The sequence below is a fragment of the Micromonospora sp. WMMD987 genome (assembly GCF_029581435.1).
Classification (GTDB): domain Bacteria; phylum Actinomycetota; class Actinomycetes; order Mycobacteriales; family Micromonosporaceae; genus Micromonospora; species Micromonospora rifamycinica.
In genome coordinates this window covers 2,570,112-2,584,911 of record NZ_CP120861.1, presented here as the reverse complement: position 1 = coordinate 2,584,911, position 14,800 = coordinate 2,570,112, and the positions used below count along the sequence as shown (strand labels likewise).

General features: G+C 74.1%; 14 protein-coding genes. 8 read left to right on the top strand and 6 right to left on the bottom strand.

All coding sequences use genetic code 11. The features are described 5' to 3' along the window. The first annotated feature begins 351 nt into the window (after positions 1-351). Entirely contained in the window at positions 352-939 is a 588-nt protein-coding gene (locus O7612_RS11115) for a general stress protein (RefSeq protein ID WP_282272804.1), read from the top strand. A gap of 558 nt (positions 940-1,497) precedes the next feature. Here the strand turns inward: O7612_RS11115 and O7612_RS11110 are convergent. Together O7612_RS11110 and O7612_RS11105 are read right to left on the bottom strand one after the other, a co-directional pair. Then, positions 1,498-2,094, bottom strand: coding sequence for a DUF1684 domain-containing protein (locus tag O7612_RS11110; RefSeq protein WP_282272803.1), 597 nt, complete (start codon positions 2,092-2,094; stop codon positions 1,498-1,500). 315 nt (positions 2,095-2,409) lie between these two features. Beyond that, positions 2,410-2,937, bottom strand: a complete 528-nt coding sequence (locus O7612_RS11105; RefSeq protein ID WP_282272802.1) for a GNAT family N-acetyltransferase — start codon at positions 2,935-2,937, stop codon at positions 2,410-2,412. A gap of 146 nt (positions 2,938-3,083) precedes the next feature. On the opposite strand from O7612_RS11105, the gene O7612_RS11100 reads away from it, so the two are divergent. Together O7612_RS11100 and O7612_RS11095 are read left to right on the top strand one after the other, a co-directional pair. Further along, positions 3,084-3,566, top strand: a complete 483-nt coding sequence (locus O7612_RS11100; RefSeq protein WP_282272801.1) for a MarR family transcriptional regulator — start codon at positions 3,084-3,086, stop codon at positions 3,564-3,566. Positions 3,567-3,576: 10 nt separating this feature from the next. After that, positions 3,577-4,563, top strand: coding sequence for a pirin family protein (locus tag O7612_RS11095; protein ID WP_282272800.1), 987 nt, complete (start codon positions 3,577-3,579; stop codon positions 4,561-4,563). 217 nt (positions 4,564-4,780) lie between these two features. Here the strand turns inward: O7612_RS11095 and O7612_RS11090 are convergent, their stop codons facing one another. Continuing rightward, the gene (locus O7612_RS11090) at positions 4,781-4,909 is read right to left on the bottom strand and encodes a hypothetical protein (RefSeq protein ID WP_269458976.1); all 129 of its coding nucleotides are present in this window, start codon (positions 4,907-4,909) and stop codon (positions 4,781-4,783) included. Positions 4,910-5,045: 136 nt separating this feature from the next. On the opposite strand from O7612_RS11090, the gene O7612_RS11085 reads away from it, so the two are divergent. Continuing rightward, positions 5,046-6,635 (top strand): phospholipase D-like domain-containing protein, encoded by a 1,590-nt coding sequence (locus O7612_RS11085; protein ID WP_282273881.1) that lies wholly within the window; start codon positions 5,046-5,048, stop codon positions 6,633-6,635. 261 nt (positions 6,636-6,896) lie between these two features. Then, positions 6,897-7,721: a SigB/SigF/SigG family RNA polymerase sigma factor gene (locus O7612_RS11080; RefSeq protein ID WP_282272799.1), complete on the top strand. Its 825-nt coding sequence runs from the start codon at positions 6,897-6,899 to the stop codon at positions 7,719-7,721. A gap of 318 nt (positions 7,722-8,039) precedes the next feature. On the opposite strand, the gene O7612_RS11075 is transcribed toward O7612_RS11080, so the two are convergent. From O7612_RS11075 to O7612_RS11065, 3 genes are read right to left on the bottom strand one after another with little or no spacing between them, the layout of a single operon-like run. Continuing rightward, complete coding sequence (locus tag O7612_RS11075) at positions 8,040-8,633, bottom strand: GNAT family N-acetyltransferase (RefSeq protein ID WP_282272798.1); 594 nt, start codon at positions 8,631-8,633, stop codon at positions 8,040-8,042. Further along, positions 8,630-10,147, bottom strand: a complete 1,518-nt coding sequence (locus O7612_RS11070) for an APC family permease (protein ID WP_282272797.1) — start codon at positions 10,145-10,147, stop codon at positions 8,630-8,632. Before O7612_RS11070 ends, O7612_RS11075 begins: the two co-directional genes overlap by 4 nt. A 55-nt stretch (positions 10,148-10,202) precedes the next feature. Next, on the bottom strand, positions 10,203-10,829 hold the full coding sequence (locus tag O7612_RS11065; RefSeq protein ID WP_282272796.1) for a GPP34 family phosphoprotein: 627 nt from the start codon (positions 10,827-10,829) through the stop codon (positions 10,203-10,205). Positions 10,830-10,971: 142 nt separating this feature from the next. Here O7612_RS11065 and O7612_RS11060 point away from each other — a divergent pair, with 142 nt between their 5' ends. The 3 genes from O7612_RS11060 (at position 10,972) to hrpB (ending at position 14,661) form a co-directional block, all read left to right on the top strand. Next, positions 10,972-11,817: a helix-turn-helix transcriptional regulator gene (locus O7612_RS11060; RefSeq protein WP_282272795.1), complete on the top strand. Its 846-nt coding sequence runs from the start codon at positions 10,972-10,974 to the stop codon at positions 11,815-11,817. A gap of 38 nt (positions 11,818-11,855) precedes the next feature. Further along, positions 11,856-12,056, top strand: coding sequence for a DUF397 domain-containing protein (locus tag O7612_RS11055; RefSeq protein ID WP_282272794.1), 201 nt, complete (start codon positions 11,856-11,858; stop codon positions 12,054-12,056). A 79-nt stretch (positions 12,057-12,135) separates the two neighbouring features. After that, positions 12,136-14,661 carry an ATP-dependent helicase HrpB gene (gene hrpB / locus O7612_RS11050; RefSeq protein ID WP_282272793.1) on the top strand — a complete coding sequence of 842 codons (2,526 nt, stop codon included), beginning with the start codon at positions 12,136-12,138 and terminating at the stop codon, positions 14,659-14,661. Positions 14,662-14,800: the final 139 nt, after the last annotated feature.

Genomic DNA, 14,800 nt, shown 5'->3' with positions numbered 1-14,800 from the left:
CGGCCACCGGATGTCGCACACCGGCGCGGGAGGCCGGGCCACGGGTCGTGGGCGGACCAGCCCGGACCACCGGACCGCCCGGTGCCCCGGACCGCCGGACCGCCCGGTGCCCCGGACCGCCGGACCGCCGGACCGCCCAGTGTCCCGGAACGCCCAGTGCCCCGGATTGCCGGATCGCCCGGTGCGCCGGATCGCCCGGTGCGCCTGGCCGCCCGGTGCCCCCGACCGCCGGACCGCCTGGCCGCCCGGTGCTCCCGATCGCCGGAGCGCCCGGTGCCCCGGATTGCCTGGCCGCCCGGTGTTAGGCCGCCGGACCCCCGGGAACGCCGGTCGTTGACGAAGGAGGATGCCATGACCAGAGCAGCGAACCCGAGCGCCACCTGGCGACCCGGGATGCCGGGCGGCGACCACCTCCCGTCCGGTCCGGCCGGACGACCGGCGACGCCCCCGGGGGACGGGCACGGCCCGCAGGCTGGCCCGCCCACGGTGACGATCGGCGCGTACCCGGACTATCCGTCCGCCCAGCGGGTGGTGGACTACCTGGCGGACAACCGGTTCCCGGTGGAGCACACCGCGATCGTCGGGACCAACCTCACCCTGGTGGAGACGGTGCTCGGCCGGCTCACCACGGGACGGGCCGCCCTGCTGGGCGCGGGCACCGGCGCGTGGTTCGGTCTCTTCATCGGCCTGTTGTTCGGCATCTTCACCGTCGGCAACTGGCTCGCGGTGATCCTGGTCGGGCTGGTGATCGGCGCGATCTGGGGAGCCGTGTTCGGCGCGGTCGCGCACGCCATGTCCGGTGGCCAGCGTGACTTCACCTCGGCCAGCTCGCTGCGCGCCGGCCAGTACGCGGTCACCGTGGACGCCGCACTGGCCGACCAGGCGCGGCAGGCGCTCGGCCGGATGCACCTGACCCCGACCGGAGCCACCGCCCGCTGACCGACCGGGCTCTCTCCCGCCGGGGCCGCGTCGGCGGCGGCCCGGGCGGCGACGGTCCACCGCCGCCCCGACGCGCCCAGCGCCGGGGCGGCGGTCGCGTCGTCGGTGACGGGCACCGGCCGGACCGTCCTGGTGCGCCAACCGCCCACCAGCCATGATCGTGCTCTATCCACGATGTAGTGGCCTCGTAAAGCTTGGATGCCACTACATCGTGGATAGAGCACGATCTTGCGGCGAGCAACGCCCGCGGCAGGGCCTCGCCGACAATGCGAGCCCACCGACGTTCCAGGCTGGCGATCTCTGCCGCGTCGTCGGTGATGTGCGCCCTGGCCGGACCGTCCTGGTGCGCCAGCCGCGCACCGTCCGGCAGCTCGGCCAGAAGGCGACGTCGACCCGTGGACGACGCCACGCCACCGGTCGGCGGGAACACCCTGCCGGCCGCGCGGCGCGGAGGACCACCTCCGGCGCGGAGGGCAGCCCCTTGTGTGGAGGACCACCCCTGGCGCGGGGAGGGCCGTCTTTCGCGGGGAGGCAGGCGGATCCGAGGACGCGGAAGGGTCAGCGGTCGTGGCGAGAGTAGGCCCGTTCACCGGCCCGGATCGGGGCGTCGACCCGGTTCTCCGGCGGGGCGAGCGGGCAGGCCCAGGTGTCGTCGTACGCGCAGCTCGGGTTGTAGAGATAGTTGACGTCGAGGCGGACCCGCCGGCCGGGCAGCAGGGTCAGGCCCCGCCCGAAGGTGCCCTTGACCGTGTCGGTGAGGTACCGCCCGCCGCCGTACGTCTCCCGGCCGCTGGTGCCGTCGCGGACGGGCACGAACAGCCCGCCGCCGTACGCCTCGATCCACCACAGCGTCAGCGGTCCCCACGGCGTGTCGGCGACCGCCAGGCGGCGGTAGCGCACCACCCTGTCCGGGCCGCCGGTGTCGATGCTCTCGGTGCCGGAGGCGGGGCGCAGCGCAGCCTCGACCACCGCCGTCGGATCCGGGGGGAACCAGTCCAGCCCGGGGAAGCCGGCCCGGTCGTCGCCGGGGATCGGGCTGGCCGGATGCGTCCGGAACAGCTCGTCGCGGCCCGCCCGGAACCCGGTCAGGTCGTCGTCGGACAGGTACAGCGCGGCGGTGCGTTCCCGCCAGTCGAGCACGTCCAGATCGTCCACCCGTCGACCCTAACCAGCCCCCCGCCACCTTCACCCGTCCCCACTGATCCAGCGGCCCTCTCCCGTCCCCGGCGACCCGGTGGTCCTCCCCTGCCCCGCTGATCCGGCGGCCGATGCCCTCGGCGATCAAGAGGTTCAGGTCATGTGAACCTCTTGATCACGGACGAACGGTGGGGGCGGGTGGGGGTCGGGCCGGGACCGGGGCTGGAGGGCATGCGGTGGGTGGGGGTCGGCCCGGGGCTGGGGGCACAGGGTGGGTGGGGTTGGGGCCAGGGCCGGGGCTGGAGGGCACGGGGTGGGTGGTGGGGTTGGGGGTCAGAGGTCGGTGGCGAGGCGGGCGTGCAGGTGTTCGTCGTGGCGGTGGCCGTCGCCGTAGCGGTGGGACTCGCGCAGCGTCCCCTCCAGGCGGTAGCCGGCCCGTCCGGCGACCCGACAGGAGGCGGTGTTGGCCACCGCGTGGCACAGCTCGATCCGGTGCAGGTCGAGGTGGGTGAAGGCCCAGTCGGTGAGCGCACGGAGTGCCCGGCCGGCGACGCCGCGGCCCCGGGCCGGGGCGGTGGTCCAGTAGCCGACGGCGGCGTTGTCGTGCCGGATCTGGTGCACCGACACCGACCCGAGCAGCGTCGAGTCGGTGTCGTCGGCCACCGCCAGCGACACGTGGCTGCCGTCGCTCCAGTCGGCCCGCCGGACGATCCACGCGTCGGCCTGGGCCAGGTCGGTCACTCCCTGCCCGTTCCAGCGGACGATCTCGGGGTCGCGCAGGGCGGTGAGGAGGGCCGACGTGTCCGTCGCCCGCCAGGGGCGCAGGAGCAGGCCGGGGGCGGTGATCTCCACGGGTTCCACCGGGGCAGTCTCGCAGGTCACCCGGTGACCCTCGGCAGCCTCCTTCTTCAAATACTGAATTTCCTCACCTCAAGAAGTGCTGTCGCACTGCTCACAGCAGCACCGAGAGTCTTGTTTAAATTTTAAATAGTGCTATCGTTCGGAACATGACGGAGGGCCTGGACAGCGAGCGGATGGCCTGCTGGCGCGCGTACATCGAAGCGAGCCAGCGGCTGTTCACGCAGCTCGAAGAGGATCTGCGCACCGACGGGGAGCTGAGCTTCGCCGACTACCACGTGCTGGTCCTGCTCTCCGAGGCGCCGGACCACCGGCTACGGATGGGCGAGCTGGCCAGCCGGCTGGTCTTCTCCCCGAGCCGGCTCACCTACCAGATCTCCACCATGCAACGGCGGGGTCTGGTCGCCAAGCAGTCCTGCCCCGGGGACCGCCGGGGCAGCGAGGCGGTGCTCACCGCCACCGGCCTGCTGACCCTGCGCGAGGCCGCGCCGGGTCACCTCGCCTCGGTCCGCCGGCACCTGATGGACGACCTCGACGCCGCCGAGGTCACCACCCTGACCCGGGTCTTCGATCGGCTCGGTCGGCGGTTGCGCGCCGACCGGGACGCGTCGTCCACCCACCGCGACACCTGAGGAGCCCGAGATGCCCGCGATCACCGTCGACGACGTCCTCGTCCTGCCCCGCCTGCCCCGGCTCGACGAGACCACCACCTACCGGCCGGTCCGCCGGCTGACCACCGCCCCCAGCGGCTACGAGGGTGAGGGCTTCCCGGTCCGCCGGGCCTTCGCCGGGGTGCCGATGTCCGATCTCGACCCGTTCATCCACCTCGACCAGATGGGCGAGGTGGACTACGCGCCGGGTGAGCCGAAGGGCACCCCGTGGCACCCGCACCGGGGCTTCGAGACGGTCACCTACATGATCGACGGGATCATGGACCACCAGGACTCGCAGGGCGGCGGCGGCACCATCACCGACGGCGACACCCAGTGGATGACCGCCGGCAGCGGCCTGCTGCACATCGAGGCCCCGCCGGAGCACCTGGTGGCCAGCGGGGGCCTGTTCCACGGCCTCCAGCTCTGGGTCAACCTGCCCCGGGTGGCCAAGATGATGCCGCCGCGCTACCAGGACATCCGGGGCCGGGAGTCGGCGCTGCTGACCACGCCGGACGGCGGCGCGCTGATCCGGGTCATCGCCGGTGAGGTGGCCGGGCACCGGGGGCCGGGGTCGACGCACACCCCGATCACCATCGCCCACGTCACCCTCCAGCCCGGCGCGGAGCTGAGCCTGCCCTGGCGGTCGGACTTCAACGCCCTGGTCTACGCGCTCTCCGGGCGGGGCACGGTCGGCACCGACCGGCGACCGTTGCAGAGCGGCCAGTTGGCGGTGCACGGGCCGGGTGACGCGCTGCGGGTGACCGCGGACGGCACGCAGGACGGCAACGCGCCGGCCCTGGATCTGTACATCATGGGCGGAAAGCCCCTCCGGGAGCCGGTGGCGCACTACGGGCCGTTCGTGATGAACACCCGTGCCGAGCTGATGCAGGCCTTCGAGGACTTCCAGGCCGGCAAGCTGGGCGTCGTGCCGGCGGAGCGGCTGCCGCACACCGGCGGCCAGGGCGACCGCCCCTGAGCACCACCCGCACACCGGGGTCGGGCGACCGCCGCCGAACGGCACGCGCGCACACCGGCGGCCAGGGCCGACCGCCCTGAGCTGCACACCCGGCCGATCCGACGGGCGTCCCGGGACAACCCGGGACGCCCGTCGCGGCGCGGGCGGCGCGACGGCCCGTCCGTCTGGTCCGGCACCTGACCGGGGCCGCGCCGGCCGCCTACGTGGGCGCCTGCCGTCAGGAGACCGCGAAGATCCCGGCCACCCCGAGGATCACCATGAGCAGCACCGCGAGGATCGCGCCGCGTTCGCTCTCGACCGCCTGCGGGCGGTGCTCGGTCGCGGAGTTCGTCGTCTCGGCGGGCATTGCGGTGCCTCCTCGGCGTTCGCGGTCTGCGGGCGCGGTAGGCCATCCACCGGACGGTTCCGGGTGACCCGGAGTGGGTACCGACGGCAGAGGTCCTACCGGTGTGAGGACGTCGTCGACCTCGGGAGGCTGGAACGTGGCGATCGAGGACTGGTTCCTGACCGCTGAGGAACGCGCCAACCCGGCCTCGGGGTTACCCGTCTGGACGACCGGAAACCTCGCCGAGCCGCTGATTCACGGCGCGGCGTACTTCGACCGCCTGGTCAGCGAGGTGGAGGCGCTCGGCGCGGGCGACCATCTCTTCTTCACCGACTGGCGGGGCGACCCGGACGAACGGATGCGCCCGGACGGCCCGACCGTCGCCCAGATCTTCGCCCGGGCCGCCCAGCGGGGCGTGGTGGTCAAGGGGCTGCTCTGGCGCTCGCACCTCGACGCGTTGTCCTACAGCGAGGCCGAGAACCGCAGCCTCAGTGAGGCGGTCGGGGCCGCCGGTGGCGAGGTGCTGCTCGACCAGCGCGTCCGGCGCGGCGGGTCACACCACCAGAAGCTGGTGGTACTGCGCCATCCCGACGCGCCGGAGCGGGACATCGCCTTCGCCGGCGGGATCGACCTGTGCCACAGCCGACGCGACGACGCCGAGCATCTCGGCGACCCGCAGCCCCTGGCCATGTCGCCGAAGTACGGCCCGCGCCCACCCTGGCACGACGTGCAGCTCGCCATCCGGGGGCCGGCGGTCGGCGCGCTGGACACCACGTTCCGCGAGCGGTGGACCGACCCGATGCCGCTGGACTCGGAGAACCCGCTGGCCTACCTGCGGGACCGGTTCCGGGGCTCCGATCTCAGCCCCGATCCGCTGCCCGACCAGCCGGCCGACCCGCCGCCCTGCGGCCCGCACCGCATCCAGGTGTTGCGCACTTACCCGGCGGTCCGCCCCCGGTACTCCTTCGCCCCCGACGGGGAACGGACGGTGGCCCGGGGCTACACCAAGGCGGTTCGCCGGGCCCGTCGGCTGATCTACCTGGAGGACCAGTACCTCTGGTCGACCGAGGTGGCCGAGTTGTTCGCCCAGGCGCTGCGGGACAACCCGGACCTGCACCTGGTCGCCGTGGTCCCCCGTTACCCGGACGTCGACGGCGCGTTGGCGCTGCCGCCGAACATGGTGGGCCGGGAGCAGGCGCTGTCGCTGTGTGAACGGGCCGCCCCGCAGCGGGTGCACGTCTTCGACGTGGAGAACCGGGCGGGTGGGCCGGTCTACGTGCACGCCAAGATCTGCGTGGTCGACGACGTGTGGGCGAGCGTGGGCAGCGACAACTTCAACCGGCGGTCCTGGACACACGACAGCGAACTGTCCTGCGCGGTGCTCGACGAGACCCGCGACGAGCGGTCCCCCGTCGACCCCGCCGGCCGGGGCGACGGCGCCCGGGTGTTCGCCCGGGACCTGCGGCTGCGACTGTGGCGCGAGCACCTGGACCGGGATCCGGACGGTGCCGACGACGCCGACCTGCTCGACCCGGCCAGCGCGGTCGAGGCGATCACCTCGGCCGCCGACGCCCTCCAGCGGTGGCACGACGGCGGTCGGGTCGGCCCCCGGCCGCCGGGCCGGCTGCGCCCGCACCGGCCCGAGCGGCTGCCCTGGTACACCCGGCTCTGGGCGCTGCCGGCGTACCGGCTGGTCTACGACCCCGACGGCCGCCCGCTGCACGCCCGGCGCAAGGGCACCTGGTGAGGACGCGGTGCGTCCGGGCGGGCGTCCCGGCGCGGGGAGGGACGACCCGGGACCATCCGTACGGCGGTGCGGACGATCACAATTCGTGCATGCCCTGTCCGGTTTTTACGTTTAGTGAACGTAAATCACTTAAGTACATCAGCCGTTCGGCTAGATTTCGGTTCACCGATCAGGCTATGGTGGCTTCCGAACGGCCCATCTGAAGCTAAACCACAGCGTCGCGTCTTTTTGTCCGCGGACGAGGTGCAGGGAGGACCACCAATGACCGCGCCCACCATGAGCGAGCAGGCGAGCACAACGCCGTCCACCACCGAGAAGCTGGACCCCCGCGCCCTCACCGACAGCGCCGCCGACCTGCTGAACGCGATGGCCGCGCTGCCCACCGGCCACCCGTCCCGGGCCGCGCTGCGGGACCGGGCGATCGAGGCCTGGCTGCCGCTGGCCAACCACCTGGCCCACCGCTACAGCGGCCGGGGCGAGCCCACCGACGACCTCGCCCAGACCGCCGCGGTCGGCCTGATCAAGGCGATCGACAAGTTCGACCCGTCGCGCGGCGTCGACTTCGCCGGTTACGCCATCCCGACCATCATCGGGGAGCTGAAGCGGCACTTCCGGGACCGCACCTGGGACATCCGGGTACCCCGTCGGCTCCAGGAGCTGCGGCTGGCCATCTCCGACGCCAACAGCTCGCTGTTGCAGACCCTGGGCCGCTCGCCCACGGTCGCCGACATCGCCGCCCACCTCAAGCTCACCGAGGAAGAGGTCCTGGAGGGGCTGGAGGGCGCCCGCGCGTACAACGCGGTGTCGCTGTCCACCCCGACCGGTGACGGTGACCGCGCCACCGAGCTGGGCGACATGCTCGGCGGCGAGGACAACGAGTTCGAGCTGGCCGAGCTGCGGGTCGCCCTCGGCCCGGCGCTGGCCACCCTCGACGAGCGCGAGCAGAAGATCCTCACGCTGCGCTTCTACGGCAACCTGACCCAGTCGCAGATCGCCGACCAGATCGGCGTCTCGCAGATGCACGTGTCCCGGCTGCTCGCCCGCGCGCTGACCAAGCTGCGCGGTCAGCTCGACGGCACCTACTAGCAGGTGGCGCGGTCGCCGGGCCTGCGGGTCCGGTGACCGCGGCGACCACAGGGCCCGGTCGGCGGTTCGCCGGCCGGGCCTTCGCCGTCCCCGGAAGCCGGCGGAACCGGCCCACCCCGAGGCGGCCCGGGCGGAACCTGGGCCGCCCCGACACGGCCCGGGCAGAGCCGGCCCAACCCGACACGGCCCGGGCAGAGCCGGCCCACCCCGACACGGCCCGGACGGGAGCGGCCCGACACGGCCCGGGCGGAACCGGCCACCGGGCCGCGAGGGGGCTCCGACCCGCCCGGATCGGAGCCTCCTCAACGTCGCTCCCGGTCAGCCGTTCACCGGGTCGCGCCACATCGGGTAGAACGGCGTGCCGTCCGGCAGCCGGAAGACCTCCCGGGGGCGGTAGCCGTGCCGGGCGTAGAGGTCCCGGCTGGCCTCACTGCTCGCCTCCAGGTAGCCGGGCATCCCGTGGGCGTCCAGCCAGGCGTGGTGGTGTTCCAGCAGCGCGGTGCCCAACCCCTGCCCCTGCCGCTGCGGCCGGACGGCGAGCAGCGCCAGGTGGTGGTGGTCGGGGTGCGGGTGGTTGGCGGCGAAGAGCTCGTCGAGGTGCCGGAACCGGGGGGTCCACTCCCCACAGGCCGCCACCAGCCGGTCGTCGTAGTCCACCGGTGCCGGCGACTCGTCACCGACCTGCGGCAACCAGACCGCCACCGCGTCCCGGTCGACCGTGCCGAAGACCAGCCCGTGCCGCATCGCGTGGTCGACCAGGATCTCGAAGTTGTCGGCGAACACGGCCTCCCGCTTCGCCTCGTCCGGAACCAGCCAGCGGGTCGCCGGCAGCACCAGGAACGCCTCGGCGATCCGCTCGGCGACGAGCCGGGTGTCGACGGCACCGAGCCGCTCGACGGGCACCGGGCTCACCGCCGGGCCTCCACCGGCACCGGGCCGTCCACCGGCGGCGCGAACAGCGTCGTGGACACGCTCTCCGCACCCCGCCCGATCCGGGTGTAGACGTCGGGCCGGCGGGACCGCAGCACCAGGCCCCAGAGCAGGCCGACCAGCGCGGCGACCGGGTAGACCCCGGGGATGATCCAGCGCAGCGGCGAGTCCGGTGCGACGCCGAGCAGGGTGGCGAAGTTCGCCACCGCGACCGCGACCATGGCGGCCAGCGCGACGGTGGCCAGCGCCGGGGCGATCGCCCGCCGCCACAGCGACTCCGCGGTGTCGGACCGGGCGAAGTAGACGATCACCGCGACGCTCGTGCTGGCGATCAGCAGCAGCACCCCGAAGCCGCCGCCGGTGCCGGCGTAGTAGAAGAGCTGCACCACCGGATCCCAGCCGTTGACCGCGTACAGCGTGATCACCAGCAGGCCGAGCAGGCTCTGCGCCAGCGACGCGACCCGGGGCGCCCCGGTGCGGGGCGAGGTCTGCCCGAAAGCGGCCGGCAGCACCCGTTCCCGGCCCAGCGCGAAGGCGTACCGGGCGGTGGTGTTGTGGAACGAGATCATGGCGGCCAGCACCGAGGTCATGAAGAGCGCCTGGCCGATGGTGACCGCGGTGTCACCGAAGTGCGCGGCGGCCAGATTGAAGATGAGTTCGATGCTCTGCTCACCGGCGGTGGCGGAGATGTTCTCCGGGCCGACGGCGACGGTCATCGACCAGGAGGAGAGCGCGTAGAGCCCGGCGATGATCGCCACCGAGAGGTAGGTGGCCAGCGGGACCGTCCGCTTCGGGTCCTTGCTCTCCTCGCTGAACACCACGGAGGACTCGAACCCGACGAACCCGGTCATGGCGAGCACCAGCAGCGCGCCCGCCCCGGGCACCAGCAGGTTCGACGGGGCCAGCGCGGCGAAGCTGGTCGAGCCGCCCACCGGGTGGCTGAGCTGGCCCAGGTCGAACACGAGGATCACCACGATCTCGGCGATCAGCAGCACGGCCAGGACCAGGCCGTTGACGTCCACCCGCAGCAGGCCGAGGAAGGCGACCAGCGCCCAGGCGGCCAGGGCCACCACGGCCCAGTGCGGTTCGACGCCGAAGAGGGTGCCGAGCACCGGGGCGGCGGCCGCGCCGATCGCGCCGTAGAGGCCGACCTGGAGTGCGTTGTACGCGATGAGCGCGACCCAGGCCGCGCCGACGCCGGCCGGCCGGCCGATGCCCCGCGAGACGTAGGCGTAGAACGCGCCGGCGTTCTCCACCCGGCGGGCCATCGCCACGTAGCCGACGGAGAAGAGCGCCAGGACGGCGCCCACCACGAGGAAGGCCAGCGGCATGCCGGTGATGCCGGTGACCGCGTAGCCGGTGGTGACCACGCCGGCCACCACGGTCAGCGGCGCGGCGGCGGAGAGGACGAAGAAGATGACCGACGGCACGCCGAGGCGGCCACGGGCCAGGGCGTCACTGACGTTGCTGGGTCGTGCGACTGTCGGCTGGGGCATGGGGCTGCTCCGGAAAGAGGGGAGATGAGGGGGGAAGAGGGGTGGCGCGGCGAGATCAGGGGATGCCGCGCAGCACCGCAGCGCCGACCGCGGCCTCGGTGTGCACGACCAGTTCCTGCAGGGGGGCGGGCAGCGACTGGATGAGGGTGGTCAGGCGGTGGTGGGCGCGCGGGCCGGCGCTCCACAGCACCTCGCGGGTCAGCCCGGCCGCGGCCACCAGCCCGAGCAGGGTGGTGTCCGACACCAGGGGCTGCTCCGGCCGCTCGATCAGGGCGCGCAACCGGGTCGCCGGCCAGGCGGCGGCGTTGAGGTCGATCGGCACGTAGCTGACCGTGGTCCGCAGCAGCCGGCGGTTCTCCTGCCGGCGCAGCACCCCGGCGCGGGCCAGCCGCTCCCCCACCGACGTGGTCGACGACTGGGACAGGAAGGCGAGCCAGGTGCGCACCGCCTGGTGCTGCGACTCACCGATCAGTTGGTCGAGCACGGTGTGCGCCAGCGCGTCGGCCGGGGGACGCCGGTCGAGCACGGTGACGAGTCCACCGGAGACGGTGATCTGTCCGAACAGGATCAGCTCGGCCAGCAGGCCGGCGGCGAGCCCGAGGCCGGTGGCGCTCGGGTGCAGCTTCGCCTTGCCACGGCTGTCGTTGTGCGCGATCAGAAAGAACTCGTCGGCGACCAGCAAACGAGCCTCCCACGCATTGTCCACAGGTGATCCACGCCGGGTGACAGGATGCCTCCACACAGGCCGATTTGCAACTCCCGGATTCCATGGTTGCACTCCGTGCTCGGGTGACCTGGGGATCTTGTCGTGACAGACTCGGAGGGTGACCGTCAGCCCCACCGTTCGCCGCCGCCGTATCGCCCGTGAACTCCGCCAACTGCGGGAACGCACAGGTATGACCCTCGACGTGGCGGCCCGCCAACTCGACATGTCCAAGAGCAACCTGTCCCGGATCGAGAACGCCCAGATCGGCATCAAACCCCGTGACGTGCGGGCCGCGCTGGCCCTCTACCAGGTGACCGGCGACGACGCCGAGGCGCTCATCGAGATCGCCCGGGGCGCCCAGCAGCGCGGGTGGTGGCAGAACTACAGCGACGTGCTGCCCGAGTGGTTCGAGTTCTACGTGGGCCTGGAGGCGGAGGCGGAGAGCCTGCGCACGTACGAGGCGGAGTCCGTTCCGGGACTGTTGCAGACCGAGGCGTACGCCCGGGAGATGTTCCGCCGCACGGCCGGCGAGGAGGGGCTGGAGCGCAAGGTGGCCGCCCGGCTGCGCCGGCAGGAGGTGCTGCACCGGCAGTCTCCCCCGGTCGACCTGTCGGTGGTGCTCAACGAGGCGGTGCTGCTGCGACCGGTCGGCGGTCGGGCCGTCATGGCCGAACAGTTGACCCGGATGAGCCAGGTCGCTCAATTACCTAACGTGACGTGCCACGTACTTCCGTTCGCCGCCGGCGGCCACCCGGCGATGAGCACCCCCTATGTGATCCTCACGTTTGCCGACGCGGCCGACCATTCCGTGGTCTACCTGGACAATCTCACGCTGGGTCTGGCGCTGGAGGAAGCAGGACACGTGCGCGGGTATAGGCTTGTGCACGAGGAGCTGTGCCGGATGGCACTCGGTCCGGCGGAGTCTCTGACCCGCATCGAGGAGGCTGCTCGTCACTTTGCGTGATCGCATCGCGGCACGCCCGGCTGAACGTGAGGTAAGGGATGCAGGCGCTGCCTCTGTCCACGATGGACTGGCGGACCAGCAGTCGCAGCAGCGGCAACGGCAACTGCGTGGAGGTCGCCACCACGGCCGACCGGATCGCGGTGCGGGACAGCAAGGACCGGTGCGGTCCCGCACTGGTCTTCCCCGCCGACGCCTGGACAGCCTTCGTCACCAGCATGGAGGCGGTACGCCGGGACTGACCCCCGGGCGGGATCCCGGCCCGGTGGACGGCGACGGGCGCGGGCGGGGCGCGCGGCCCGGCGTGCCACAGTGGCAGTCGTGCTCTCCGACGTACCACTCGACCTGCCGGTCCGACCGGCGCTGCCGCCGCTGCTGCGGGCGCTGACCGGCACCGGCGGCGCGGTCCTGGTGGCCCCGCCCGGTACCGGCAAGACCACCCTCGCGCCGCTCGCGGTGGCCGAGGGGGTGGCCGGCACGGTGCTGGTGGCCCAACCCCGGCGGGTGGCCGCCCGCGCGGCGGCCCGACGGATGGCCGACCTGCTCGGCGAGCGGGTCGGCGGCCGGGTCGGGTACGCCGTCCGCGGTGACCGCCGGGTCGGCCCCGGCACCCGGATCGAGGTGGTCACCACCGGCCTGTTGGTCCGCCGGCTGCTCCGCGACCCGGACCTGCCCGGGGTGGACGCGGTGCTGCTCGACGAGGTGCACGAGCGGCAGCTCGACGCCGATCTCGCGCTGGCCTTCACCGTGGAGGCCCGCGCGGCGCTGCGTCCCGAACTGTGGCTGGTGGCGATGTCGGCGACCCCCGAGGCCGACCGGTTCGCCGCGCTGCTCGGCGGCGACACCCCCGCCCCGGTGATCCGCGCCGAGGCGGCCCTGCACCCCGTGGACCGGGTCTGGACGCCGCCACCGCGCCCCGTCGCGCCGCCGGGCGCGGGCCGGGTCGACCCCGCGCTGCTCGACCACGTGGCCGGCACCGTCCGGCGGGCCCTGCACGAGCAGGACGGGGACCTGCTGGTCTTCCTGCCCGGAGCCGGGGAGATCGGGGCGGTGGCCCGCCGGCTGGCCGACCTGGCCGACCGGGTGGCCGTCCTGCCGCTGCACGGGCGGCTGCCCGCCGCCGCGCAGGACGCCGCGCTGCGCCCCGCCGGACGACGCCGGGTGGTGCTCGCCACCTCGGTCGCGGAGAGCAGCCTGACGGTGCCCGGGGTGCGGGTGGTCATCGACGCCGGACTGTCCCGGGTGGCCCGCACCGACCTGGCCCGCGGACTGGGCGCGCTGGTGACCGTGCCGGTGTCCCGGGCCGCCGCCACCCAGCGGGCCGGCCGGGCCGGACGACAGGCCCCCGGTGTGGTCTACCGCTGCTGGTCCGAGGCCACCCACGGCCGGCTCGCCGCCCAGCCCGAGCCGGAGATCGCCACCGCCGACCTGACCGGGTTCGCGCTGGACCTGGCCGCCTGGGGCAGCCCGGACGGCACCGGGCTGGCGCTGCCCGACCCGCCGCCGGACGCCGCGCTGACCGTGGCCCGGGAGACGCTGGCCACCCTCGGCGCGATCGACGCCGACGGCCGGGTGACCGCCCGGGGCCGGGCCATCGCCGCCACCGGCACCCACCCCCGGCTGGCCCGGGCGCTGCTCGACGGCGCGACCCGGGTCGGCCCGGACCGGGCCGCCGAACTGGTCGCCCTGCTCGCCGAGGACGGCCTGACCGGACGGCACGACGACCTGACCGCGGGCTGGCGGCGACTGCGCGACGGGGCGGACCCCGGCGTCAGTGCCCGCTGGCGGGCCGAGGTGCGCCGGTTGCGTGCCGCCCTGCCCGCCACCGGACGGGGCGGCGGCAACGGCGGTGGCGGTGGGTGGCTGCCGGACGACCTGGCGGCCGGGCTGCTGGTGGGGCTGGCCTACCCGGAGCGGCTGGCCCGGCTGCGCCGGGCCGGCGGGACGTCGTACCTGATGGCGGGCGGGACCGGGGCGGAACTGGCGGCCGGGTCGGCGCTGACCGGCACGGGCTGGCTGGCCGTCGCGGTCGCCGACCGGTCGCCCGGCGCACCGACCGCGCGGGTCCGGTTGGCCGCCCCGGTCGACGAGGCGACCGCCCGCGAGGCCGGTGGTCCCCTGCTGACCGAGGCCCAGGAGGTCGGCTGGACCGACGGCGACGTGCTGGCCCGCCAGGTGTCCCGGCTCGGCGCGATCGAGCTGGTCAGCCGTCCGCTGACGCGGCCGGCGCCGGAACTGGTGGCCGCCGCCCTCGCCGAGGGGCTGCGCCAGGCGGGACTGGACCTGCTGACCTGGACCCCGGCGGCCCGGTCGCTGCGCCAGCGGCTGGCGTTCTGCCGGCAGGCCGGGGGTGACGACTGGCCGGACGTCTCCGACGCCGCGCTGCTCGCCGCCGCCGACCGGTGGCTCGGGCCGGAGTTGGCCACCGCGCGCCGCCGCGCCGACCTGGCACGGATCGACGTGACCGGGGCGCTACGGCGACTGCTGCCCTGGCCGCAGGCGGGCCGGCTGGACGAGCTGGCTCCGGAGCGGATCGCGGTGCCCAGCGGCTCCCGGGTACGCGTCGACTACACCGACCCGGCCGCGCCGGTGCTGGCGGTGAAGCTCCAGGAGACGTTCGGCTGGGCCGACGCGCCCCGACTGGCCGACGGCCGGGTGCCGGTGCGGCTGCACCTGCTCTCCCCCGCCGGTCGGCCGGTCGCGGTCACCGCCGACCTGGCGTCCTTCTGGCGTACCGGGTATCCGCAGGTGCGGGGGGAGCTACGGGGGCGCTATCCGCGTCACCCCTGGCCCGAGGACCCGACCACGGCCGTCCCGACCCGGCACACCACGCACCGTCGGCGCTGACCGGCCGCGCCCGTCGAGCCGGTGATGACCGGCCTGGACCCGTCGAGCCGGCGCTGACCGGCCTGGACCCGTCGAGCCGGCGCTGACCGGCCTGGACCCGTCGAGCCGGTGATGACCGGCCTGGACCCGTCGAGCCGGT

Bases quoted from the DNA above. Each gene is read 5' to 3' on its own strand.
- O7612_RS11095 (WP_282272800.1), top strand. From the start codon at position 3,577: ATGCCCGCGATCACCGTCGACGACGTCCTCGTCCTGCCCCGCCTGCCC.
- O7612_RS11100 (WP_282272801.1), top strand. From the start codon at position 3,084: ATGACGGAGGGCCTGGACAGCGAGCGGATGGCCTGCTGGCGCGCGTAC.
- O7612_RS11080 (WP_282272799.1), top strand. From the start codon at position 6,897: ATGACCGCGCCCACCATGAGCGAGCAGGCGAGCACAACGCCGTCCACC.
- O7612_RS11090 (WP_269458976.1), bottom strand. From the start codon at position 4,909: ATGCCCGCCGAGACGACGAACTCCGCGACCGAGCACCGCCCGCAGGCG.
- O7612_RS11115 (WP_282272804.1), top strand. From the start codon at position 352: ATGACCAGAGCAGCGAACCCGAGCGCCACCTGGCGACCCGGGATGCCG.
- O7612_RS11070 (WP_282272797.1), bottom strand. From the start codon at position 10,147: ATGCCCCAGCCGACAGTCGCACGACCCAGCAACGTCAGTGACGCCCTG.
- O7612_RS11055 (WP_282272794.1), top strand. From the start codon at position 11,856: ATGCAGGCGCTGCCTCTGTCCACGATGGACTGGCGGACCAGCAGTCGC.